28 protein-coding genes are annotated in these 22,780 nt (G+C 44.5%); 14 read left to right on the forward strand and 14 right to left on the reverse strand.

Annotation, left to right across the window (positions count from 1 at the left end; translation table 11 throughout):
* The 6 genes from RMO79_RS06160 to RMO79_RS06185 form a co-directional block, all read left to right on the forward strand.
* The coding region (locus RMO79_RS06160) for an iron uptake porin (protein WP_310482178.1) at nt 1-1,101 on the forward strand (1,101 nt) is incomplete at its 5' end.
* A 61-nt stretch (nt 1,102-1,162) separates the two neighbouring features.
* Nucleotides 1,163-2,569, forward strand: coding sequence for an ABC transporter substrate-binding protein (locus RMO79_RS06165; protein WP_310482179.1), 1,407 nt, complete (start codon nt 1,163-1,165; stop codon nt 2,567-2,569).
* An 88-nt stretch (nt 2,570-2,657) separates the two neighbouring features.
* Nucleotides 2,658-3,353 (forward strand): hypothetical protein, encoded by a 696-nt coding sequence (locus tag RMO79_RS06170; RefSeq protein WP_310482180.1) that lies wholly within the window; start codon nt 2,658-2,660, stop codon nt 3,351-3,353.
* Between the two features lie 100 nt (nt 3,354-3,453).
* On the forward strand, nt 3,454-4,299 hold the full coding sequence (locus RMO79_RS06175; RefSeq protein ID WP_310482181.1) for a crotonase/enoyl-CoA hydratase family protein: 846 nt from the start codon (nt 3,454-3,456) through the stop codon (nt 4,297-4,299).
* A gap of 28 nt (nt 4,300-4,327) precedes the next feature.
* Nucleotides 4,328-4,888 (forward strand): alpha-ketoglutarate-dependent dioxygenase AlkB, encoded by a 561-nt coding sequence (locus tag RMO79_RS06180; protein ID WP_310482182.1) that lies wholly within the window; start codon nt 4,328-4,330, stop codon nt 4,886-4,888.
* 143 nt (nt 4,889-5,031) lie between these two features.
* Nucleotides 5,032-5,664: an alpha-ketoglutarate-dependent dioxygenase AlkB gene (locus tag RMO79_RS06185; protein WP_310482183.1), complete on the forward strand. Its 633-nt coding sequence runs from the start codon at nt 5,032-5,034 to the stop codon at nt 5,662-5,664.
* A gap of 243 nt (nt 5,665-5,907) precedes the next feature.
* Here the strand turns inward: RMO79_RS06185 and RMO79_RS06190 are convergent, their stop codons facing one another.
* The gene (locus RMO79_RS06190; RefSeq protein ID WP_310482184.1) at nt 5,908-6,756 is read right to left on the reverse strand and encodes a M48 family metallopeptidase; all 849 of its coding nucleotides are present in this window, start codon (nt 6,754-6,756) and stop codon (nt 5,908-5,910) included.
* A gap of 26 nt (nt 6,757-6,782) precedes the next feature.
* Here RMO79_RS06190 and RMO79_RS06195 point away from each other — a divergent pair, with 26 nt between their 5' ends.
* The gene (locus RMO79_RS06195; RefSeq protein WP_310482185.1) at nt 6,783-7,067 is read left to right on the forward strand and encodes a hypothetical protein; all 285 of its coding nucleotides are present in this window, start codon (nt 6,783-6,785) and stop codon (nt 7,065-7,067) included.
* A 76-nt stretch (nt 7,068-7,143) separates the two neighbouring features.
* Entirely contained in the window at nt 7,144-8,493 is a 1,350-nt protein-coding gene (locus RMO79_RS06200) for an RNA-guided endonuclease TnpB family protein (protein ID WP_310482186.1), read from the forward strand.
* A gap of 12 nt (nt 8,494-8,505) precedes the next feature.
* Here the strand turns inward: RMO79_RS06200 and RMO79_RS06205 are convergent, their stop codons facing one another.
* Nucleotides 8,506-9,198: a hypothetical protein gene (locus RMO79_RS06205; RefSeq protein WP_310482187.1), complete on the reverse strand. Its 693-nt coding sequence runs from the start codon at nt 9,196-9,198 to the stop codon at nt 8,506-8,508.
* A 254-nt stretch (nt 9,199-9,452) separates the two neighbouring features.
* Here RMO79_RS06205 and cbiT point away from each other — a divergent pair, with 254 nt between their 5' ends.
* Nucleotides 9,453-10,055, forward strand: a complete 603-nt coding sequence (cbiT, locus tag RMO79_RS06210; RefSeq protein WP_396136537.1) for a precorrin-6Y C5,15-methyltransferase subunit CbiT — start codon at nt 9,453-9,455, stop codon at nt 10,053-10,055.
* A 142-nt stretch (nt 10,056-10,197) separates the two neighbouring features.
* Complete coding sequence (locus RMO79_RS06215; protein ID WP_310482189.1) at nt 10,198-11,070, forward strand: phosphatidate cytidylyltransferase; 873 nt, start codon at nt 10,198-10,200, stop codon at nt 11,068-11,070.
* 14 nt (nt 11,071-11,084) lie between these two features.
* Here RMO79_RS06215 and RMO79_RS06220 read toward each other — a convergent pair whose 3' ends face one another.
* The 4 genes from RMO79_RS06220 to RMO79_RS06235 all read right to left on the reverse strand — a co-directional run bounded on the left by RMO79_RS06220 (nt 11,085) and on the right by RMO79_RS06235 (nt 13,704).
* Nucleotides 11,085-11,450 carry a clan AA aspartic protease gene (locus RMO79_RS06220; RefSeq protein WP_310482190.1) on the reverse strand — a complete coding sequence of 122 codons (366 nt, stop codon included), beginning with the start codon at nt 11,448-11,450 and terminating at the stop codon, nt 11,085-11,087.
* The gene (locus RMO79_RS06225) at nt 11,447-11,719 is read right to left on the reverse strand and encodes a hypothetical protein (protein WP_310482191.1); all 273 of its coding nucleotides are present in this window, start codon (nt 11,717-11,719) and stop codon (nt 11,447-11,449) included. Before RMO79_RS06225 ends, RMO79_RS06220 begins: the two co-directional genes overlap by 4 nt.
* Nucleotides 11,720-11,774: 55 nt before the next feature.
* Entirely contained in the window at nt 11,775-12,323 is a 549-nt protein-coding gene (locus RMO79_RS06230) for a hypothetical protein (protein WP_310482192.1), read from the reverse strand.
* A 334-nt stretch (nt 12,324-12,657) separates the two neighbouring features.
* Nucleotides 12,658-13,704 (reverse strand): PRC-barrel domain-containing protein, encoded by a 1,047-nt coding sequence (locus RMO79_RS06235; protein ID WP_310482193.1) that lies wholly within the window; start codon nt 13,702-13,704, stop codon nt 12,658-12,660.
* Nucleotides 13,705-13,851: 147 nt separating this feature from the next.
* Here RMO79_RS06235 and RMO79_RS06240 point away from each other — a divergent pair, with 147 nt between their 5' ends.
* A complete protein-coding gene (locus RMO79_RS06240) occupies nt 13,852-14,289 on the forward strand; it encodes a hypothetical protein (RefSeq protein WP_310482194.1) in 438 nt (145 codons plus the stop codon).
* 40 nt (nt 14,290-14,329) lie between these two features.
* Here RMO79_RS06240 and RMO79_RS06245 read toward each other — a convergent pair whose 3' ends face one another.
* The 5 genes from RMO79_RS06245 to RMO79_RS06265 form a co-directional block, all read right to left on the reverse strand.
* Nucleotides 14,330-15,256 carry an undecaprenyl-diphosphate phosphatase gene (locus tag RMO79_RS06245; RefSeq protein ID WP_310482195.1) on the reverse strand — a complete coding sequence of 309 codons (927 nt, stop codon included), beginning with the start codon at nt 15,254-15,256 and terminating at the stop codon, nt 14,330-14,332.
* Nucleotides 15,257-15,369: 113 nt separating this feature from the next.
* A complete protein-coding gene (locus tag RMO79_RS06250; RefSeq protein ID WP_310482196.1) occupies nt 15,370-17,214 on the reverse strand; it encodes an alkaline phosphatase in 1,845 nt (614 codons plus the stop codon).
* 19 nt (nt 17,215-17,233) lie between these two features.
* Nucleotides 17,234-18,643: a serine/threonine-protein kinase gene (locus tag RMO79_RS06255; protein WP_310482197.1), complete on the reverse strand. Its 1,410-nt coding sequence runs from the start codon at nt 18,641-18,643 to the stop codon at nt 17,234-17,236.
* A 220-nt stretch (nt 18,644-18,863) separates the two neighbouring features.
* Nucleotides 18,864-19,190 (reverse strand): type II toxin-antitoxin system PemK/MazF family toxin, encoded by a 327-nt coding sequence (locus RMO79_RS06260; protein ID WP_396136538.1) that lies wholly within the window; start codon nt 19,188-19,190, stop codon nt 18,864-18,866.
* Entirely contained in the window at nt 19,177-19,407 is a 231-nt protein-coding gene (locus RMO79_RS06265; RefSeq protein ID WP_310482199.1) for an addiction module antitoxin, read from the reverse strand. Before RMO79_RS06265 ends, RMO79_RS06260 begins: the two co-directional genes overlap by 14 nt.
* A 219-nt stretch (nt 19,408-19,626) precedes the next feature.
* Between RMO79_RS06265 and RMO79_RS06270 the strand changes: the two genes are divergently transcribed.
* The 3 genes from RMO79_RS06270 (at nt 19,627) to RMO79_RS06280 (ending at nt 20,641) form a co-directional block, all read left to right on the forward strand.
* A complete protein-coding gene (locus tag RMO79_RS06270; protein ID WP_310482200.1) occupies nt 19,627-19,926 on the forward strand; it encodes a type II toxin-antitoxin system HicA family toxin in 300 nt (99 codons plus the stop codon).
* 1 nt (nt 19,927) lies between these two features.
* Nucleotides 19,928-20,272 carry a type II toxin-antitoxin system HicB family antitoxin gene (locus RMO79_RS06275; protein WP_310482201.1) on the forward strand — a complete coding sequence of 115 codons (345 nt, stop codon included), beginning with the start codon at nt 19,928-19,930 and terminating at the stop codon, nt 20,270-20,272.
* Between the two features lie 78 nt (nt 20,273-20,350).
* The gene (locus RMO79_RS06280) at nt 20,351-20,641 is read left to right on the forward strand and encodes a hypothetical protein (RefSeq protein ID WP_310482202.1); all 291 of its coding nucleotides are present in this window, start codon (nt 20,351-20,353) and stop codon (nt 20,639-20,641) included.
* A 211-nt stretch (nt 20,642-20,852) separates the two neighbouring features.
* On the opposite strand, the gene RMO79_RS06285 is transcribed toward RMO79_RS06280, so the two are convergent.
* The 3 genes from RMO79_RS06285 to RMO79_RS24450 all read right to left on the reverse strand — a co-directional run.
* Nucleotides 20,853-21,578, reverse strand: coding sequence for a PEP-CTERM sorting domain-containing protein (locus tag RMO79_RS06285; protein WP_310482203.1), 726 nt, complete (start codon nt 21,576-21,578; stop codon nt 20,853-20,855).
* 728 nt (nt 21,579-22,306) lie between these two features.
* Nucleotides 22,307-22,648 (reverse strand): DUF5615 family PIN-like protein, encoded by a 342-nt coding sequence (locus RMO79_RS06290; protein ID WP_310482204.1) that lies wholly within the window; start codon nt 22,646-22,648, stop codon nt 22,307-22,309.
* The coding region (locus RMO79_RS24450) for a DUF433 domain-containing protein (protein ID WP_396136539.1) at nt 22,649-22,780 on the reverse strand (132 nt) is incomplete at its 5' end.

A 22,780-nucleotide genomic window follows, 5' to 3' on the forward strand; every position in this document is an offset into this window, starting at 1 on the left:
CTCAACCCCCCATCACTTCAAGCCCAACCACTCCCCCCAACCGAATCAAAAATAAAAATTTCCGGCGAAGTACTATTTGGCACCGCAGGTTATGGCGGCGTAAACCAAATCGATCGAGCCAATAGTCAAGTAGTATTTGACAACCGTGTCCGGTTCAATATCGAAACTAAATTCACCCCCGACGATCGATTTAAAGTCAGATTAGAGACTGGCAACTCTACCCCGCTCAATACCAGCGTTACAGGTACGAATATGACGCGCCTGGGCTATGACGGCACTAAAGGCAATGTCAATCTCTCGTTACTCCACTACCAGTTTCCCATTAGCGATCGCACTCAAGCGATCGTCGAGATTACAGGGAGCGGATACAGCGACAATCTGGATAACTTTTCCCCCCTGGCTAATTCATCCACCGGATCGATGTCCCGTTTCGGACGATATCAGCCTATCTACCGCCTCAGCAACGACGGCAGCGGCATCACCCTCAAACACCAATTTTCGCCCCACTGGAGTGCCTCTGGCAGCTACACCGCGCCCAGCCTCATCGCGGCAAATCCCAGCAATGGCGGTTTCTTTAGCGGTGCGAATGCCGTTATCGGGCAAGTAAAATACGAGCCAAGCAAGGACCTCAAATTTGGCATTACCTATGCACGCTCCTACCATCCCAACGGCAGCGGCATCACAGGCGCAACGGGCAGCCTTACCGCCAATAATCCCTTCGACGAACCAACCACCGCCCAACACTACGGACTCAATGCGAGTCATCAGATCGGGCAAGATGTCACCATCTCTGGCTGGTGGGGACTGACTGAGGCGCGATCGACAACCAGCGCACTCACCAGCCAATCTACCAATTATGCAGTGAGTATTGCCGCCAATAATGTCGGCGCACCAGGTAACACCCTGGGTATCATCGTCGGCGTACCACCAAAATCCGATCGAGATCGCGATACCTCACTACATTTAGAAACTATCTACAAATTCAAAATAAATGACAATATCGACATCACCCCAGGGCTACTGGTGATAACTAATCCCGAACACGATCGCAATAATTCATCGATTTGGGTAGGGACGATTCGGACTACTTTTAGATTTTAAATAATAAATGGGTGAATTCTTCCCAATAACTCTAATGAGGACATACCGGAGGATTTCATCAATGAAATTAAAGTTTCCCAAGCTACCCCCGATCGTATATATTGCGATCGCGCTGGTTAGCATTATTATTGCTACAAATATCACTCATATTACCATCCCGTTTACCAATACCGGATCGTCGATTTGCGAAGCTGCTTTCAGTCTCGATCGGATTACTTGTGGAGAAGAAATAATTCTCACGCCCCCTGGCGGACTCTCCCGACTCGATAAGCAGGCTGGGTTTAAGGCTATTAAAGAAAAAGACCATCGGCAAGGAATTGAAAATCTAGAAAAGGATTTCAGTATCGCCAAAGATCCAGAATCCCTAGTAGCTTTAAATAATACTAAACTCTCCCAAAATAAGGCTGTCAAAACTAAAACCATCGCCGCACTATTGCCTGCCAGCAGCACCCCCATCTTCGTAGCGACCAGTATACTCAAGGGGATCGCCCAAGCGCAAGAGGAATGGAATCAAGCTGGGCATGATTGGCAACTACGAGTGATAACAGCCGATGATAGCAACGACCCAAATGAAGCAACTAAAATCGCTACTGAATTGGTCAAACATCCAGATATTTTGGCTGTCATTGGAGCTTACAGTTCAAACGTAACCGTCCGGGTCAAAGATATCTACCAACAGGCTAAAACTGTTCTCCTGTCAGCTACAAGTACATCTGACGAACTCACGAATCTAGATAGTAATAACTACTTCTACCGCGTCGTCAGTAGCAACATCGTTAGTGCTAAAGACATGGCAGCAAAATGGGCTAGCAAATACGACAAAATCGCGCTATTCTACACGCCAAATAAAAAGTTCAGTGAATCCCTAAAAGCAGCATTTCTATCTCAAATTCGACCCAACACGATCGTCAAAGAATTCGATCTGACTAGCCCGAATAATGCCGCTCAAGAAATTGCTGTTGCCAAAGCAGCCGGAGCTAAGGCACTAGTTTTATTTCCTGATGCGTATACAGATCCCATCGAACGAGACAGGGTATTATCTGTAGTTAAAGCAAACAAAGGAGAATTGCCAATTCTAGCTAATTCTATTCTTCAGGATGCTTACCTTTTCCAGGTCAACCCACAATTCTTAAAAGGCTTGACAATTAGCGTCCCAATTCATTCTAGCGACCTCAAGTACATTGATGTCGGCAAATTTAACAACGCTCCAAGTTGGTGGGGTGAGAAGACACAAGTCCAGGATCGCATAATTAACAGTTACGATGCCATGCAAGTCTTATTATCTGCTCTAGATAAAGCTGACGATCGAGAAGCAGTTCAAAAAGCACTTAGCAACCCCAATTTTAATGTGCGCGGCATCACAGGCAAGATTTCCTTCCGAGGTAGCGATCGAGCCGAGAATATTAACAGTCTAATTACGCCTCATTGCGATATCAGCAAATGTAACGGGTTCAAATTAGCATTCTAGATTTTAACTCTCAAACAGGCTGATTGAATAGTGAATAGTTACCATCCACTATTCACTATTTACTATCCACTAACATCAACAATAAATCATGAACGACCTAATTATCTGGTTGATGGGCGACACTCTCGGCAAAAAGATTATTAATACTTGGGATTGGCTCTGGCAGATGCCAACCGAACCACCAACAACAGTTAAATCCACTGATGAAATTGCTCTCGAACATGCGACACAATTATTGATTTCAATTGCAGCAAAAGTTACCGAGATGGAAAGGGCAGTCGATCGAGTTCGATCGATTTCTCAAGAGATCGAACGCCAATACAATCAGAAATCGCAAGAACATCAAAATTTAGTTAGCAAAGCTTTTGAGCTTCAGCGATCGGGCAATATCGTTGAAGCTCGATTATCAATGGCAAGATCGATTGGAATCGAGCGGATTTTACCCGAATTAAAGGTGCGGCTCGATCGCGCTCAGGAGATGCTAATTAACGCCAACGATTATCATACCCAAGAGCAATCTAAATTAACCCTGTTAGAAATCGAGTTTCAATCACTAGCAGCTTCTATGGCGATGAATAAATCGATGGGTGGCGATCGAGAGTTAGCTAAATTTAACGATCTGAATAATCTCCAAGAGAAATTCCGAAATGTTCAAGCAGAAGCAGAAGATCGTTATCAACAAATCAAAATCATGAGTCAATTATCTCATTCTACTGATTGTGTTCTTGAGGAGACGCTGACGATCGATGAGATCGATCGACGGATTCGCTCCCTTGGTAGCTAAGGTCAAGCATTCTCAAATTGATATCTTCACAAAGATTTATCTATAAATTTCAAATATTAACCCAATTAAGAGGGAAAGCAACTCTAGCAGAATCTACCTCATGCTGAACATCAACTTCTCGGAACAGTTGTGCGCCTATTACCAGCCCGAACAAAGAGCAATGTGGTCGATATGGCATCCATCCCCGCGCCCATGCTTTAATATGGCTCTCCTTGGTGACTTGAAATCCTATTGCGAGTTTCTTTCGCAGAGCCAAACTCAAATTGAGTATCAAGGAGAATTATGTTCGATCGAATATGTAGTGCTGGCTTCCAAGCTTCCTGGTGTATTTAACCTGGGGGGCGATATCGAACTGTTTTTACGGTCAAGCCTCACGCAAGATCGGTCTGATTTGCTCGACTACGCTCGCGCCTGTATTGACGTGATTTATGCTTGTTACTCAGCATTCAATTTGCCCGTTACCACGATTTCACTAGTTCAGGGCGACGCTTTGGGGGGCGGCTTTGAAACAGCCCTCTCCTGCGACATCATTGTGGCTGAGAGGAGTTCGCGCTTTGGATTCCCCGAAATCAAGTTTGGGATGTTTCCAGGAATGGGCGCGTATTCTTTGCTCTATCGTCGCATCGGTCTGCGTTGTGCCGAAGAACTCATAACAAGCGGCAAAATCTATACCGCAGGTGAAATGCTAGACAAAGGCTTAATCCATTTTATCGTCGAGGATGGCGATGGAGAAACTGGCATCTCAGAGTTAATCGATTCTCGTAAGCGTCGCCGGAATTCTCTAAATGCGATTGGGAAAACGCGCCGCCGCGTTCAGCAAATTGAATACGCCGAGTTGCTTGAGATCGTCGAGATCTGGGTTGACTGCGCCCTGAACCTTACCGAGCATAACTTAGACATGATGCGGCGACTGGTATCTCGGCAAGACGGCATCAAATTTAGCTAATTCGACGATGAGTAGTGAGCAATTAATCATGACTAAAACACTTCCGATGACAACTGCCCCCGATGGCTTTTCTTTGATATCAAATTTCCTCACTATTAATGAACAAACCGAGCTTCTGTGCCAAATTTCAGCCTTTGAATATCAAGAAGCCAGCTTTCGGGGCAAACGCCTGAAACGCACTACATCTCAATTCGGCTATGCTTATATTCTGAAGGGAAAACAATTAGCCGCCGCCGAACCAATGCCACCATTCTTGCTTGCATTAGCCCAAAAAGCCCTAGCAAATTGTTCCCCTCAAGCTGAATTCAATCAGTGTATCATCACTCGATATCAAGTTAGTGCTGGTATCGGCTGGCACGTAGACGCGCCACGTTTTGGAGACTTAGTGGTCGGAATAAGTTTAGCAGGATCTGGTCGATTTCAGTTTCGCCCTAAGCGAACTAATCTAATTTCCTTTGAAACAGAACTAACATCTGGTTCTATGTATCTGATTGATGGCTGTTCTCGCTGGGATTACGAGCACAGACTAATGCCTGTTAAAGAGGAGCGATATTCAATTGGGTTCCGATATGTGGCGATCGAAACTTAGGAATCGATATATAGCAATTCTAAATCATTTGTAAGATTGTGTTTTTATCTAGGATGTGAGTAGGGGCAATTCATGAATTGCCCCTACTCGCAAATTAAATAGGATTGCTATATTCATAATTATTAAATAGTGAATGTAATTAAATGATAAACCAGCCCGATCTATTCGATAATACTTCTTCATCATCAAACCAGCAAATTATCTCGATCGATGATGGACGAGTCATTTTGTACGAGCATTTTTTCGACATAAATGAAAGCGATCGAATCCTCGAAATTTTAACCGCTGAAATCGACTGGAGCCAAGAATACATAAAAATGTATGGGAAATCGATTCCACTCCCACGTTTGACAGCTTGGTATGGAGACATCTCGTATACTTATTCAGGTATTACCATGAATTCAAAAGCATGGCATCTATTACTTTTGGATATCAAAACTAAAATTGAATCTGTCTGCGATCGATCTTTCAATGGTGTGTTGCTAAATTACTATCGCGATGGAAATGATTCTGTTTCCTGGCACGCAGATGATGAACCAAAATTGGCTGAGAATCCCGTAATTGGGTCGGTTAGTTTTGGCGGAACTAGAAAATTTTCTCTCAAACATAAAAATCCCGACCATCCCAACCATAAACAATTCATTAACATCGATTTAACTCACGGTAGTTTGCTATTGATGACTGGAGAATGTCAGTCATTCTGGCTGCATCAAATTGCCAAGACAAAAAAGAAGGTCGATCCAAGAATAAATCTAACTTTTAGACTCATTCATTAGCAGGATGTCAGTAGTAAAGCCGATCCGATCGATACTCGAACATATCCAGATTTGTAGGTTGGGTCGATCCTCGAAACCCAAGATCCCTAGATCGTTGGGGTTTTACGCATATTATTGAATCCACATTGCAATTATTGGATAATCGGGGGTAATGGATAGCTTAAAAATAGGGTTTAAAGCCCCCCTTTTTAAGCTACCGTTTAGCGAAGTCGGGTATATTCTGTTCGATCGAATGGTGTAATTCTAGAAGAAACCGCGTAAATTTTGCTTGTAAGTACTGGCATTTAAACCATCGGTGCGATTCTTATAAGCGGCGGGAATCATTTTTTGCAGATTGGCGACGCGCTCGGTTACCGCTGGGTGAGAGCTGAGAAATTCTGGAGCTGAATTACCCCGACTCAACTTCTTCATAAACTCAGGCATCGCCATCGGTGCATACCCAGTTTGAATCATATTCGTCAAACCGCGTCGATCGGCATCATATTCATCCTGACGGCTATTGGGCAACGTTAGAGCCAATTGTACCCCCATCTGGACGATCGTATCCCGATCGAGTCCAGCTAAAGAAGTCAGACCTTGAGTAATTGCGGCTTGTTTGATATGTTGGAGCGAATGACGACCTGTAATGTGCCCGATCTCGTGCCCGATGACACCAGCTAACTGGGCTTCATTATCGGCAGCTTTAACCAAACCAGTATTGACATATACAAAGCCTCCCATCGTCGCAAAAGCATTGATCGAGTCATCTTCGACGACTTGGAACGTATATTTAATATTCGGTCTGGCACTAGTTCTGGCTAAACGTTGACCGATCTGGTTGACATAATTATTAACGACTGAGTTCTGCGAAAGTTTTACCTTCTCGCTGAGAATAGCACGATTTGTCTCTGCACCAAGACTAGCTTCCTGAGCATCGGAGACATTCGACAACTGCACGATTTGGGCACCCTGAATTAGGATTTGAATCCAGTCAGTCGCTCGTCCGACTTGGGGTTGTCCGACAACGATAAAACCCACTGTCAGCGCACCAATACAGGAATATAACCACCGTCGTTGCAACCACTGACGGAGTAAAGCTACTCTAGCGAACATAAATCTTTTACCAAATTTAGTGATGTGTGTCGGAGCGACGATCGTTAATCTTAATTTTAACAACTAGCATTAAGGCTGACGCGATTTTGCTAATTTTTGTTGCACTTACTCCAGTCTACGATCGCGTTCGATCTCCACACATCCGCGAAATCGCCCCAATTGAAACCGCAGATTTAGCTGAACCAGCAGAAGCCCCGCGCTCTACCGCCTCGGTGAACGCCCTTGATGAATGCGCGCGTGAACCGCCGATTCCATCCGCCCACGAGACGAAAAGGCGCGAGCGGGCGGGAGATGGGCGGATGGATGAGTAGGTGAACAAATCCCTTGCACTTACCCATATTTCAAACTACAATATTCTTAGAGCAGTCAAAGAAGTACTCTAAGTTTGTGTTAAAAGCTGTCAAAGTCCGAATCTACCCAAGTGAAGCCCAGCAAATACATCTTGCCCAGGCTTTTGGTTGTGTGCGTTGGGTTTGGAATCAATCTTTGGCTACAATGACCGCGACTTATCAAGAGACTGGTAAAGGCGTTACAGCCATGACAATGAAGAAGTCCATACCCTTATGGAAAGCTGAATTTGATTGGTTATCTGAGTGTTACTCACAATGCCTTCAACAGTCAGTTTTGAATCTAGGTGTGGCTTTTGGTAACTTCTTTGACGGTCGAGCAATGTATCCCACATTCAAAAAACGTCAAGGGAAACAGTCAATTCAATACCCTCAAAACGTCAAAGTTTTGAGCGATTGTGAGATTAAGTTTCCAGGTAAATTGGGTGTAGTTGAAGCTAGGGTTCATCGGGATATTGAAGGCAAAGTTAAAACTGTGACTTTATCCAAGAATCCTGATGGTAGATACTTTGCTTCGATGCTGGTTGATGACGGTATTCAATGTCCTGAGTCTAGTACTGAGGGTAATGTGATTGGAATAGATCTAGGTCTAACCGATTTCGCCGTCACCTCAACTGGATCTAAGTATCAGCACCCTAAAGCTACTAAGAAACATGAGAACAATCTAGCTCGTAAGCAGAAAAAGCTATCCCGCAAGAACGGAAAGTGCGGTCTTGGGGCGCGAGCTTTTGGGGGGAAGCTTCCCAAGCGAGCTTTTCGGGGGAAGCTTCCCCCGAAAACGTCGCGCCCCAAAACGTCGCTTGTTTCCCCAAGTGGAGCACCTTTTCAAGAGAAGGACAAAACGACCAATAATCGTCGTAAAGCGAAGCTTGCAGTAGCCAAGATTCACTCTAAAATTAAAAGAGTCCGCGAAGATTTTCTACACAAACTATCGCGCAAGATAGTAGACGAGAACCAAGTCATAGTAGTAGAAAATCTGGCAGTGAGAAACATGGTTAAAAACCATTGTCTAGCTAAAGCAATATCTGATGCTGGCTGGGGAATGTTCTGCACTATGCTCAAGTACAAAGCCGAAATGGTTGGCAAAGTTTATCTAGAAATAGGTCGATTCTTTGCATCAACTCATCTTTGTTCTGACACATTGAAACCACTACCAAAGATGGATCTGTCCGTGCGTGAATTTGATTGTCCCCACTGTAATCAAAGACATGACAGAGACATTAACGCGGCGATAAATATCAAAAATGAAGGCTTGCGCGTATTGACGTTGGGAACCAGCGTTATTGCTCCTGAAGGCTATGTAAGACCAAAACAGTATGGGCGTAAGTCTACTGCTGTGGCGGCGATGGTTGTTGAAGGGAGAAGCCCACACTCTACCCGCTTCGGGTGAGTGTTGGGTAGTTCACTTGGCTGATGTCGTCACTGCCTCTGTTGGTGTAGCTTTGAAGCTAGAAATCATCCGATCGAATATCGGTCGAGCTTGGCGCGTATTTTCGCCATGAACGTATGTTACCTGAAATATTTCATTCCCTTCTTTAAACATCCCGATCGATTGTTTAAATTTAGTGCCTTCTAAGTCCACATCGATCGTCAATCGGACGATTTGGCGCGAACCCACTGTGTCGATTTTGTGCTCTACCAGTTTAAATCCGGTCGGTAGTACCGAAGGCAACATTTTAGACATGGTATCGTGTAATTCTACCAATCCCATGGTTCCAGGTACCGGGAGCTGGGTAATCAGCACGATTTCTGGCTCTTGTTTGGCAATATTAATGGCAATCGCTCTCAAAAATGTCGGATCTGTCTCCAATGCATTTACAAACGAAGACATCGACGGGTACAGTCGTTTAGCTTCTGTCGCGATCTCTTTAGTATCCACACTAGCGGGAACGCCACCATTAAAGCCTCTGGGTACGGTAAACTCGATCCCAGTACCCCGAATGACTCTATTGCCGATCGTCTCTGGAATTTCTGGGCTATAGCTAATAACTCGATTGTTATAAACGGGTTGTGGTTCGGCTACTGCGGCTAAATTAGTAGCAGTCAATCCACACAGAGCAATATTCAGCCCAATTCCAACAGATAAAAAACGCACGATCGAGACCTCGCAGGGGTGTATAGTAACAGAAAGTTAAGCGATGCCTCAAATTGTAATTTCTACTTTTTCGATCGGGTGTGTTTGAGATCGTCACATCTACAAGATCTCTGACTGATGGAGGCTCTAACTTAGCATTGGCAGTCGATCGAACCACTGGTGTAAGATGTCAGTAAATGGACTCCCCCTGCCTAAATTTGCACCCCAGCACATCGAGTTCCCTATCACCTATCCCCTATCCCCTGTTCCCCAACATTATGTCCCAACTGTGGAAATATGTATCCCCAGGGATTCCCGACGAATTATTCGAGCGATTGCCAGGAATTCCCATGAGTCAGCGCGAGATTAGATTGTTGCTAATTTCTGCCTTGAGATTGGAAGCAAATTCGGTCGTGTGGGATATTGGTGCCGGGACGGGGACAATTCCGGTAGAAATTGGGTTACTATGCCCACAAGGACAAATCATCGCGATCGAGCGCGATGAAGAAGTAGCCAATCTGATTCAACTCAACTGCGATCGCTTTGAAGTCAAAAATGTTCAAATTGTTATTGGCAGTGCGCCGCAATGTCTCAAACACATTGCCACACCACCCCAACGCGCCTGCATCGAAGGCGGTAGGGGCATTAAACCGATCTTGCAACAAGTTTGGGCATACTTACCAATAACAGGCAGAATCGTCGTCACCGCCGCCAGCCTCGAAGCACTCTATGAAGTGTCTGAAAGTTTTACCCAACTCCACGCCCGCAATGTCGAAGTCGTGCAAGCCGCCGTCAATCGCCTCGAAACCAGAGGTAATAGTCGCAGACTAGCCGCCGTCGATCCGCTATTTATCTTGAGCGCAGAAAAGCTTGAATGAGTGAATAGCTTGCACTGAGCGACAGCCTAAGTGTGGATAGTGGATAGTGAATAGGCTTTATAAGTAATTGCATTTCTTAATCCTTAATTCCCACACCCCCACACCCCCCACACCCCCCACTCCCCCCACTCCCATCTCCCCAATGTCCCTACCCCGCATCATCAGTACCATCGTAGCGATCGCTGTAGCTTTATGTATGTTATTGCTAGGTAGCTGGTACTTTACGATCGGGATGTGTATTATTGTATATCTGGGTCAGAGTGAGTATTTCAAACTCGTCCGCGCTAAAGGCATCGAACCAGCTAGTAAAATTACCTTAGTTGTCAGTCAAATATTGCTGCTCGTGGGGGCAGTTGGCTCTGGGATCGACGATGCGCTGTTTCCGGTCGCAGGTACCCTAATTTGCTTTTACCTGCTGTTCCTGCCCAAAATCGCCTCAATTGCCGATATTTCTACATCCCTATTCGGACTCTTTTATGGAGGTTATTTACCCAGCTACTGGATTAGGTTGCGAGTAGGCTTCGATCCGAAGACTGCACATACCTTTCCATTTGATACCGATTGGGCGGGATTATTAACCACATTAGATTTGAGCATTCTGCCGAGTGCGTTTACAATTACGCTGCTGTCATTTATGTGCATTATGGTGACAGATATCGGAGCGTATTTATTTGGCAAATGGCTCGGACGCACGCGGTTGTCAGAAATCAGCCCTAAAAAGACGGTCGAGGGAGCAATCTGCGGAATTATGAGCAGTGTGGGCATGGGGATGGGTGGTGCGTGGGTGTTGCACTGGCATCACTGGTATATTGGCGGTATCGCTTTGGGGAGCCTGATTGGAATGACGAGTATGTTAGGCGATTTAACCGAATCGGTAATGAAGCGAGATGCTGGAGTTAAAGATTCGGGTGATTTAATTCCCGGACATGGTGGTATGCTCGATCGCACCGATAGTTATATCTTTACCGCACCGCTGGTTTACTATTTTGTGAAATTAGTCTTACCGCTGATTTAACTTGGAAAAAACGACTAAAGTTTGAATATTGAAACTAGTCCGTTTGCCTCAAAATCAATCTCCAAACGAAATCCTTTTAACAAACTAGTGCCTAATAGCGGCTTCATTCCAGTAGCTAAAACTGGCACCACTTTCTCCTCACCATCCCATTGAATAGTTGCCAGGTATATTGGCAATAAAGATTCGCTATTATCGGCTAACCGTGCGGACACACTCGAATAAAGTGGTAAATTCATCAGTCTAACTGCTTGCTGTGGCAAGGTTAGATAGTCATTAAAACCAGTATCTACAACAAAATCTATTCCAAACCCAGGTTGCCCTGGTAACAAAAATATCACCTGAATATTCGGTCGCCCATTCACGACTCTACCTTGAATCACTTAGTAGTTCGCTCCATTTCTCCACCAAAAACTACCGCAACATCATAACCAATCCTGATGGTAAATAGTTGAGCTAACGGATTTTTGCCCTTTAATTGCAACGCTGATTCTACACCACTCGGATCGATACCGTATTCACCAGTTTCCGCATCAATGACAATCATCTGACCGATATTTTCTTCGCATTCGACTTCTTGCCGAATGCCAAGCTCGTAAAACTGCTTTGCTCTAGCAGCAACTTCTTCCATCGTCCAAAAAATAGCTTGCATCGCGACTCCTCTTTAATTATCGTTTAATGTAATAAATATTAAATTACTCCTGATTTCACAATCGTTCTAATTGAGATTGCCAAGCCGTCATCATCTCATTGCGGACATCTTCAGTCGCACCGATATCGCCCATGACACCTTCAGCATAAAACCGATTGAGTGTTTGCATTGTTTGTTCGAGGGTATCCCCACGTTGTTTGGCAATACTGACGATCGCTTTAACCTGTTTGGTGGCAAAATCTTGGAAGGCGCGATCGATTCCCACTCGTTTGAGATCGATACAACGATCGATCGCTGTAGTAAAATCTTCAGTAGTCAATCCAGTAACGCTATGCTGCCACACGCCCCAAAGTACACCTTGATTCATCGCATAACGGGTCTCTAAGGTGGCATCAAAGTTTGCAGACAGGAATTCTTCAACAAAGGTCATTGCCTCGGCTGCGGGGGCAATTGGCACCAACATTCGCACCCACGAATGTTGGGCTGAAAGAATAATTAGTAACCGATAATCGGGTGTATCGATCTGATATGAATCGCCATCGACAATTTTGAGAGCATTACCAAAACGGTTGGTAAGAAATGAGCTAATATCTGCTGAATTCATCTCGATTTTGGATTTTGGATTTTGCTAATTAGTTGTAGGTTGAGAGGATGTCTGAAAAGGTTTTTTGATATGGATCGTAGATCTTAATCCCCCTTCAAAAGGGGGACTAAGAGTCCGGTTCCCCCCTTAAAAAGGGGGGTTAGGGGGGATTTCTAGGGTTTAAGCTTATAAAGAATTGACTTTTCAGACACCCTCTGAGTAAAGCAAAGCGAAACCCAACATCCTCATCAATCACGCGTGTGGATGTTGGGTTTCACATTCGTTCTGCTTGGTGCGCTAAACCGTCGGGGAACAAAGGCGTGCGCGCATCCGCTACCCAACCTACAGATTTCTATCAACTTTCAACTTCTTCTTCCTGATACTCAACCTGCTTGACAGTTTGAGGAATCTCGACTTTTTGAGGATCGGGAATATTGAGTTTTTGAGGTTGGTAGGCTGGAGATTTAGTATCTTCACCCCACATATCATCGTCGAGTAGCAGGAGATCTTCTTCTTCTATTACTACTGATTTTGCAGGTGCGGGAATTGGCGTGTAAGCGACATCCTCATAGACTTTAGCAGCGCGCTGTGGTTCGAGACTGGGTTCGTTCCAGTTTTCGCCCTCATCGTCATCATCGTAATAGAGGGGCTGCTCTGCTTGCATCCGTCGTGGGGGGAGGGGTGCGGCTTCAACTTCTTGCCATTGTTCCTCTTCTTCCTCCTCTTCCCAAACGGGTTGCGCGACTGGGGGTGCGGCGCGGACTATCTGTGGTGGTGGAGCCAGTGGAACGCCAGCAGGTAATTGATTTTCCGGACGGATGACGGCGGGACGATAGCTGTATTCGTCTTCCCAGGGGGCTTTACCGAGTCCGATGCGTTCGAGGAAACCGACGGAAAGCTGTTCGAGGCGTTCTTCACAGCCTTCAAATACCATCAACCGATTTGGCCCGCTACTGACGACTTCATCGATCGAGAATTCATAAGTACTAATTACATTATCGGGAATTAACGGCATCCCAAAGCTGGCAATAATAATTGAGGTGAGCTTACCATCATCGCAGCTAAATTTAAAGCCCCGCACTTTCCCCAGCATATCGCCAGTTTCGGTAATGACTTCGCAGTTAATTAAGTTAGTATAATTTTCAGGGTCGAGATCTTCGATCGCATCATCGTTGGGTACGAGAATTACATCGCCCATTTTTTCGATCGAAGACAGAAACATATATTTTACCAGTCCGCCTGGAGCCGCCAGCCATCCATCGCGCAAACCCATCGCGACTACTTCACGACTGTCGATATCGACGAGCAGCTCTTTGACAATTCCCAGCCGTTTGCCTGTATCTTTGGCAATAACTTGAGTGTCGATCAGATCGGAGCGTTGACGAATCAGTTCGGATGTCATATTAGCAGATTTGAATGCTGAGTACGGGGTGCAGACAGGTGGAGATCGAATTACAATTACTATTTTATGCCGCCCGCTGCTCTCTTCTATTGTACGGGTTTCTCTACCACAATTATCGATCGCTAACCACGGCAGGCTGTTTTACTGATGGCAATTGTAATTGAATATAATTTGACAGGTAGCGGCTGGGCTGAGTGTATTGTGGAAATTAACGATCGACAGGCGCGCATCACCGCGTCGTATTTGTCGGATGCTTTAGCCGATTTGCTGTATGCCGTTGAATGCGTGGTGAGAGGGATCGAGGATACAACAGCATCATTTATCGAGGAACCTGGCGAGTATCGATGGCAATTTCAGCGCGTATTGCCAGATCGACTATCCGTCAAGATTATCGAGTTCTCCGATGCTTGGCAACATCGCCCACCAGATGAAGAGGGTGAGTTAATTTTAGATGTAGAAAGTCGGTTGCGATCGTTTGCAGGTGCGGTACTATCGGCATCACAACAAGTTTTGGCAACGCATGGATGCGATGGTTATCGAGAACGGTGGGTTAGGCATGACTTTCATAATCGAGTTACAAGCTAAACTCAAAACATCGCTCGATCTCAGTCTACCGAACTTAAATCTATCCCTTCCAACCAGTAGCCAGAGCGATGAGAATCGATGCACCAAAAGCGTAGCGATACCAGACGAAGATCATTGTATCTTTTTGCTTGAGATAATTGAGCAGGAACGCGATCGAAATATATGAGAAAATAAACGTAGAAAGCGTGCCGACTGCTAATAATGGAATGGGTAATTCATTATCTTTAAATATTTTTACAGCTTTAAATAAAGTGGCCACTGTTAAGGTTGGTATGCCGACTAAAAACGAAAACCTAGCGGCTGTTTCGCGATCTAAACCGAGAAACAAACCAGCAGTAAGTGTCGAACCAGAACGTGATGCACCAGGAATTAAGGCGATAGCTTGGGCTAAACCAACCAAGAAACCATCTTTAATTTCTAATTTGTCGAATCCCCGTTGACGAGAACTAAACCGTTCGGCAGCAAATAGTAAAGTCGCCATGACAATTGACATAATTGCAATAATCTGTGCGCTGTCGGGAAGAATATCTTTACCTAAATAACCGAGAATTAATGCGGGTAAAGTACCAACGGCAATTCCCGCTAATATTTTAACTTCTAAAGCTTGCCAATCTTGTTTGATAATTCCGGTTATCCCCCCAGAAATTACCGTGTTAATATCTTGCCAAAAGTAAATAAATACCGCAACTACGCTACCAAATTGAATCGCGTCGGCATAATCTTTTTGACCTAACTGTTGCCATCCAAATGCTTTAGTCGTTACCAATAAATGAGCGGTGCTACTAATCGGTAAAAATTCAGTAATTCCTTGAACTAATCCTAAAAATAGAGCTTGTAAAATATTCCCATCAGCAGCAACCGGGGCGGCATTAGTAAGTGTGGGCTTTGCCTCGACCGGAATTACCATTAATGCCGCAGTGATGGCTCCTGAAATTAGGATGAGAGAAAATTTAGTCTTCGATCGCATAGTTATAAGTTGTAATTTACCATGACTGCCAGATCCCCGACTTCTTCAAAAAGCCGAGGATTTAAGATTGCTGTGAATTAGTTTTACCCATTCATTTAGCTATTAATTTTTCATTATTTAATCGATCGAATAGCTGGTGTTTTTACTGCGGCTAATTGGGCTTGATAGATATGGATTTGGTCGGTTAAGCCGGGAATACCAGGAATATTATTATCGTAGAGTTTAAAGCCTTGTCCGATCGATTTAGTCAGCACATTAGAGGCATAACCTTGATAATATACTGGTACGGGGAGATTTGTATGATTGCCCCAGCCATATTTACCAGTTTCTGGCAACTCTTTACCCGCTGCATCTTTGACAACGACTGGTTGCGAACCCCAATAATGTCCGGCTTCAGCGGCTGTATCTACGTCTGTTAAATTCTGGGCACCTTGACGGCGCAGTCGTTCGGGAAAATCATCATTAAGTGTAAAATAATGGTCGTGGTCGGCAGTAACTATTAGTTGATTGCGTTCCCAACCGCCATGCGCTTTAATCCAATTAATCACCGTACCGACAGATCGATCGAAATCGAGCGTGGTACCAATCAGATTGTCTAAATTATTATCGTGAGCCGCCCAATCGATATCGCCACCTTCGACCATCAACCAGAAGCCTTCGGGATCTTTACCCAACACGTTTAAGGCGGCGGTAGTTAGTTCGTTGAGGGTGGGATTTTCATTCCGTTCGCGGCTGATAAATTGTGCGTCGGTTTCATTCTTAGTCAAAGGGCGGGTAGTATCTGGCTGTAAACCGCGCTTAGTATGAACTTTGCCGAGATCTAAACCAGTCGTACTATAGTCGCCATTTGCCGAACTAACCGGGAGATTGCCAGCTTGTCCCCGCGCGCCATAAATACCCAGCAACCGCTGACCCCGATTAGGATCGATGCTGGTGGCGGTTCGAGCTAATTTTTGAGCCGCATTCGCACCGCGTTCGAGGAAGGTATATTTGTAGATATTACTGTTAGGTTTGGTGCTGAGTTCCCGATAGGTGGCTTCGCTAATATAGGTGTGTACTGGCTCGATGCCTGTGGCTAGCGGTTCTTTACTATTCGATAGCGGATGTCCGCCGCCAAGCAGAACGGTGGGTTGATAGATGCGGAGTTGCTGCTGGAGAATATTATCGAGCGGTGTGGCTCCCGGTGCATTGAGATCGTATTTATTACGCCGATTGACATTAGCAGACGCGGCTCCCGGCGTAGCATGGTCGATGGGGACTGAGGTCACTAAGCCTGTCGATTTACCCTGGAGTGCGGCGGTTTTCAGGATGGTTGTCAGGGGGCGTTCGTAAATGTCTACCGCGATCGCATTATTATAGCTTTTTACGCCCGTGTAGAGGGTGGTCGCAGTATTGGCAGAGTCGGGATAGCTGGCTTTAATATACTCGCGATCGGTACCAAGAGTCCACGGGTTCGCGCCACCTTTAATCGGGTCGTAACCGACTAAATTTCCCGCTGCTGGGCTGGCTGAATCTGGGCTATTCTGGCCGGATCGACCGGGATTAAATTTAGGGTCGAATTTAAAGTTAGGACGAACGACACTAGCTCCAGTCAGCTTTTGGGAGTCATCTAGGGCACTATTATTGCTGCTATATTTGCCATCGTTACCCGCGACAGTGGTGCCGTAGGTAGTACTCAGGGCATAGCCCTGGAGCGTTTGCATATTGAGCCTAGCTCCGCGTCCTTGGGTATAAAAATCTTTGAGGGTTTTACCAGAATTACCCCGATTAATCGCATTTTGAATCGCCGCCGCTCTGGCAATTTCCCAACCCATGCCATCCCCAATCATCAGAATCGTATTGCGTTGCCGATTACTAGGTATCCTAGCTAAAACTGGGTTGATATTAACAGCAATAAATAATGCGATCGCACCTAAAATTAACCACTTGGACGTTATCCGCTGGAATCGTTTTAACATTTGCGAGTAGTTAATGTAGTTAATTCTGGGTTTTCAAGATCTCGACGGCGAGATCTTGCCATTCTTGACGTAGTTTATTATCTTCTGCCTTACTGGTGAGCGATCGACCGTTTAATTCTGGATGTTTGGTATAGAAAGCGCGATCGACCTGCCGATAAAATTTAGCGGCGGGGATATTGCGCTGTTTTAATTGTTGAGCCAAATCTTGCTGGCGTTCCTGCACCGATGGTGTCGATTTGAAGGGATTGGAAATCGAGTTGACAACGCCTGCTGTGACGGTATCGACCTGGGTTTTGAGCATTTTCACCGGGTCGATCGCTTGCACCCATTTAACGGCACCGCTGACGACCGCACAGACAATAAACACCCCAGACATCACTTTGGTAACTTGCCAAGCAGGTTTTTTCCACTCGTGAGGGTCTCTGGCAGATAATTCCGTCGGTTGGCTGGCGACGGGAGGGGTGCTTCTAGGGCTGATTTCGATGGTTTTGAGCTGCGATATTTTATTGCTGCGAACCAATGGGGTGGAATTAGTCGGTAATTGCGTGGGTATGGCTGAAAATGCGTTATAATTTGTATTAACAGCGGAGAGCAATGTTAGTACTTCTGCTGCTGACTGATATCGATCCTGCGGATTGTGTTGTAACAAGCGATCGATTACCGTGCCGAATTGGGGACTGAGTTGGATATATTTGCGCCATTCCCAAGTCGCATCAGCGGGATTATAAATCGTACTAGCATCTCTACCTGTAAGTAAAGTCAAAGCCGTCGCCCCGATCGCATATAAATCGCTAGCTGGAGATACCTTACCGCGCAGCATTTGTTCGTCTGGCGCGTAACCTTGCTTGCCGATCCGCGTGGCAATTTTGGCATTACTATAACGAGAAATTAAGGTAACGGCAATCTCCTTAACGCTCCCAAAATCGATCAAAATTGGCAATTTATCTCGATCGCGATAGATGATATTATCTGGAGAAATATCGCGATGAATCACCCCCAGCCGATGGATATAATCGATGACTGGTAATAAGTCTCGCAATAACTGAATAACTTCGGCTTCGCTAAATAACTGCTGTTTGGCCAAACGTTGATTTAACAGCGCGAGATAAGTCTCACCCTCGATATAATCTTGAATCAACAGCAACGATTCCGAACCACCATCCTTAACCCGCAGTAATTCCCGAAAAGCCGGAATTTGCGGGTGCTTGAGTTTGTATAAAGTTTCCGCTTCGCGCTCGAATAGCTCTTTAGCTTTAATTAATTCCGTTTGAATTTGGGGCGCAAACTCCTTGAGTACGCATTTCTCGCCAAACTTATTAAGATCTTTGGCTAAATAACTCCGTCCAAATCCACCTCTGCCGAGTTCGCGGACGATCTCATAACGATTGCTGAGGATATTACCAGGAGCGAGTAAGGATGACTCTAGCATAGAAGAGATGAGTAAGAGGATCGCGATTACCTGCTGCGAGCGCGGCTACGCCAACGGCTAAACATAAGCTGCCGGAACTGGGCAAGATGCTCCCACTTTCGATGTTATCAAAGATTATACCATTCTCCTGAATGGGCAAGAGCGGGCACGATCGTCGTTTTTGCGTCCCCCGCTGAGGCTAATGTTCTGGCTATCGATCGACAGCAGACTTCAATTTTATTTAGAGTTGCATACCAAGTTGAATTTTAACTATACGTTCGATTGATTTCATTTCGTCTGCTGAGATCGTACCGAGTTGATTTACCAGCCGTTCCTTCGATGCAGTTGTCAATTGGTCTGCCATTGCTTTACTTTCTTTGCCATCGACAATGACGATTGCTTCACTAGGATACAACCTCCCAGTGTTGCTTGTCAGTGGAACTACTTGAACGCGATTTAATGAGGCATTAGCGGCATCATTACTAATAATCACCGCAGGTCGAGTTTTCCGAATTTCTCCACCAACAGAGGGGTCAAAATCTACCCACCAGACTTCACCCCTGAGCATCATTGACGCTCCCAATTAGTCCATCGCTCCATTCCAATGCTGCGCGCTCTCGCTCGGTATCTGCTGCCATTGCTTGGTAAGCAGCAGCCAGATCTTCTTTCATGACGTGAGGACGCGCCAAGTTTTCGAGGAATTTACTAATATTTCCTTTGCCGACAACCCGATAGAGAGCATCATAAACCTCTCGATCGATCGTGATGGTCATTTTCTGTTGCATGGCGATCGACACTCGATACATATCCCGATTTTAACATATACACATACACGTACACGTATTAGATCGTGAATCTTCACTACCATCAATTTGCACAAGCAAGAAGCTACGCCAACGACCCTGAATGCACTAGAATCATCGAAAAATAGTCGATCGACCGATCGCGACTATTTTTGATATCATTAATAGATATCAGGTTTCGCACTGGGCGATCGAAAACACATGCTTGACTGGTTAAACAACAAGCAGCGAAAGACGTTGGTAGATATTTTCACCAATCCCCTCAAATCCGATATTCCCTGGAAAAATATCGAGGTATTGTTTGGCGCGTTGGGAGGTGAAGTATCTCAGGGAAGAGGCTCAAGAGTCAGGGTTGTTCTAAATGGAGTCAGAGCAGTCTTCCATCAGCCACACCCGCAGCGAGAAGCACCTAAAGGCACGGTTAAAGGCGTACGAGATTTTCTAGAGAATGCTGGCATATCTGATGGTGGCGATTTACTTCCAGAAGACGAGGATATTTGAGATGCTAAATTATAAAGGTTATGTTGGGTCGATCGAAGTTGATTTGGAATCGGGCTTATTATATGGGCGAGTATTAGACATTCGAGATGTCGTGACTTTTGAGGGTACAACTGTTGCGGAAGCTAGGCAAGAATTTCAAACTTCAGTTGATGATTATCTAGATTTTTGTGCGGAGTTAGGGCAAGAACCCGAAAAACCATTCTCAGGAAAACTTCCGTTCCGCACCTCTGCCGAACATCATCGACTTATTTTTTTAGCAGCTAGTAAAGCTGGTAAAAGTATGAATGCTTGGATGGATGAAGTTTTGGTACAAGAAGCAAAGAACTTAATTACGGCTGTAGATTGAAGATCTAGTTAGATATCCCTCGTCCCGCAGTCAACGCGATCGCAGTAAAATAGAGTTAGTGAGTATCGATAGATTTCCATGAAACAAACCCGCTACATCACAACCACCATTCAAGCTGGCAATCGTATAGAGATCGATCTGCCGAATCTCCCCATCGGTCAAACGATCGAGGTAATTCTGATTATCCCAGATGCGTCAGAAGCTAACCCGCAAACCATAGATAGACGAGCTTTTCTCAAACTATCGATCGAAGAACGCTGCCGCATCTTAGCACAACAAGCCGAAGCTGCTCTACCTTACTACGAAGAGAACAAAGCAGAATGGGAAGAATGGATTAACCTTGATATCGCCGAAATTTATGCTTCCTAAACGCGGTAAAGTCTGGCTGGTTAATCTAGATCCAATCGATTCTCACAATCGAAAAACTACGTAGATCGATCGTGTGAAAAATCTAGTTCTAAAAGCTAATAGTTAAAAAGGGTATATTACCAGAAGACAATACACCCTTGCAATCGAGTATTTTAGTAAGTTTAGCTCGACTACTTTGTCAAACATCTAAGCCGAACGAACCAAGTTACTATTATTCCTTATCTTGGGATTCGATTTTTAGCTGTGCTTTTTTACGCTTGAGTACTTTCCCAGCTACAAAACCACCGAAAACGAGTAAACCTAAGCTCGAAGAAGGTTCGGGAACTGGTTGTGCAGATGCAGATGACAAGTTAGCTGTGAAAGCAGCATCGAAAGTACCAAGACCAAAGGCTTCCGGTTTAATCCAACTATTATTGGGGCTACTAGGATCGAAGTTCGTGGAAGTGTAAACAGCCTCTCCTCCAGAATAAGTTCTAGTAAAACTTGCTCCCATCTGAGCCTGCCCCGTAATTCCATCTAAGAGACCAAAAGTACTTAAAAATGCAACATACTGTTGTCCTGAAGTTAAATTAGTACCACCTGTGTTGAAGGTGAACTGCTCAAATCCTGATGCTCCATTAGTTGACTGAGGACTGCTCTGATAAATGATACTACCAGTAGCTTTAGTCCCATCCCATGCCATTACATAAGCGGCAAAATCAACAGCGTCTGGGTTGGTTCTGTCGTTAAGCCAAAAAGTAAAGTCATTTAAAATATTATCGCTCCCTACCGTAAAAGTTTGTCCGAAGCTACTATTAAAGGTTTCACCAAAAGGCGAGAAAGTACCCCCATTTCCACCATTCCCACCTGTATCAATTAATGTAGCCGCCTGAACGCTGCTAACTCCGCCTAGTGCAACACACGCTGCACCAGCGATCGCGAGAGATATATTTTTCATGGGGTTTAAGGTAGTTATATTTTTGAGTCATCCGCAAATATGTGTTTTTGCACAATTTAATGTGAACTTCAGGAATATAGCTGTTAAATTACGTATTCTCAATCAGTTAAAATACTTAAACTTTTGTCGCAAAATACAGAATGTCTATTTTTTGTTACCAGTATTGAGGATTGCAATCTAAGTGACTACGCACAATAATTTTATACATACATACATACATACATACATACATACATACATACATACATACATACATACAAGAATTCCTTATTTGACAAATGTTTCAGCTCTAAATTAATATTTACAAACAGAAATAAGGTCGATTATTTATACATCAAACGAGAAATAAATCTACTGTTTTATTCTAAGAATTAAGTGTTTTGTTATTAATTTTTAGCAATAATTTATACATATTAATTGTATGTTAAATTATGTTGCATTAGAGATCGCGGCAATAAAGACTTATCCCGATCCGAACTGAGGTTTCAATGCAGATTTCAACAAAAATTAGCGGCTCAATGCAAAAGTAGGAGCAATTCACTAATTGCTCCTTGTCTCCTAAAGGAAATCAGATTTATAGATTAGGTTAAACAAATTTGGAATCCGACGATCTTAAATAGCTATTTGTGAATGTTGGGTTTCGCTACTGAGTAGATCGATCGTTTCTTGGATCGATCGATCCTCGATCGTAGCTAATAGATTGACTGCCTTTGTTAATAGTGGAAAGGTCATTTGACAGGACGATTTACCCGAATTAATTTACCCTCGATCGATTCTTCATCTCGTAATGCCATGTCGATGCAATCGGCAAAAATATCCCAATCACTATTTCTACTGCAAATTACAATTCCACTATGGATTTTCACCTGCTTGTGGAGATTTTTAAAGTGATTATAATTTAGTGTTATCACTGCTCGATTCTGACTGATGGCGAAGTCCAATACGTCTTCATCAGGAATTCTTTGATTATCCTTTCCCGCTTCTCTTGTCGTTAATACATCGTAGCCTTTTTCTCTGAGTCTTCTCACTACTGGAAATTCAAAATTCTCGTCAGCATATAACTTAATCATCTATGCTTCCTGATTCACAGCAATTGCTTGGGCAATTTCAGTAGAAAAAGCCTCAGCATAAGCCCAGGCATTATCTAAATCTGCTGCCGTCAATTGAGGATAGGCTTCAATGATTTTGTCATCATTAGCACC

It is taken from the genome of Chamaesiphon sp. VAR_48_metabat_403, from assembly GCF_031422475.1.
Classification (GTDB): Bacteria; Cyanobacteriota; Cyanobacteriia; order Cyanobacteriales; family Chamaesiphonaceae; genus Chamaesiphon.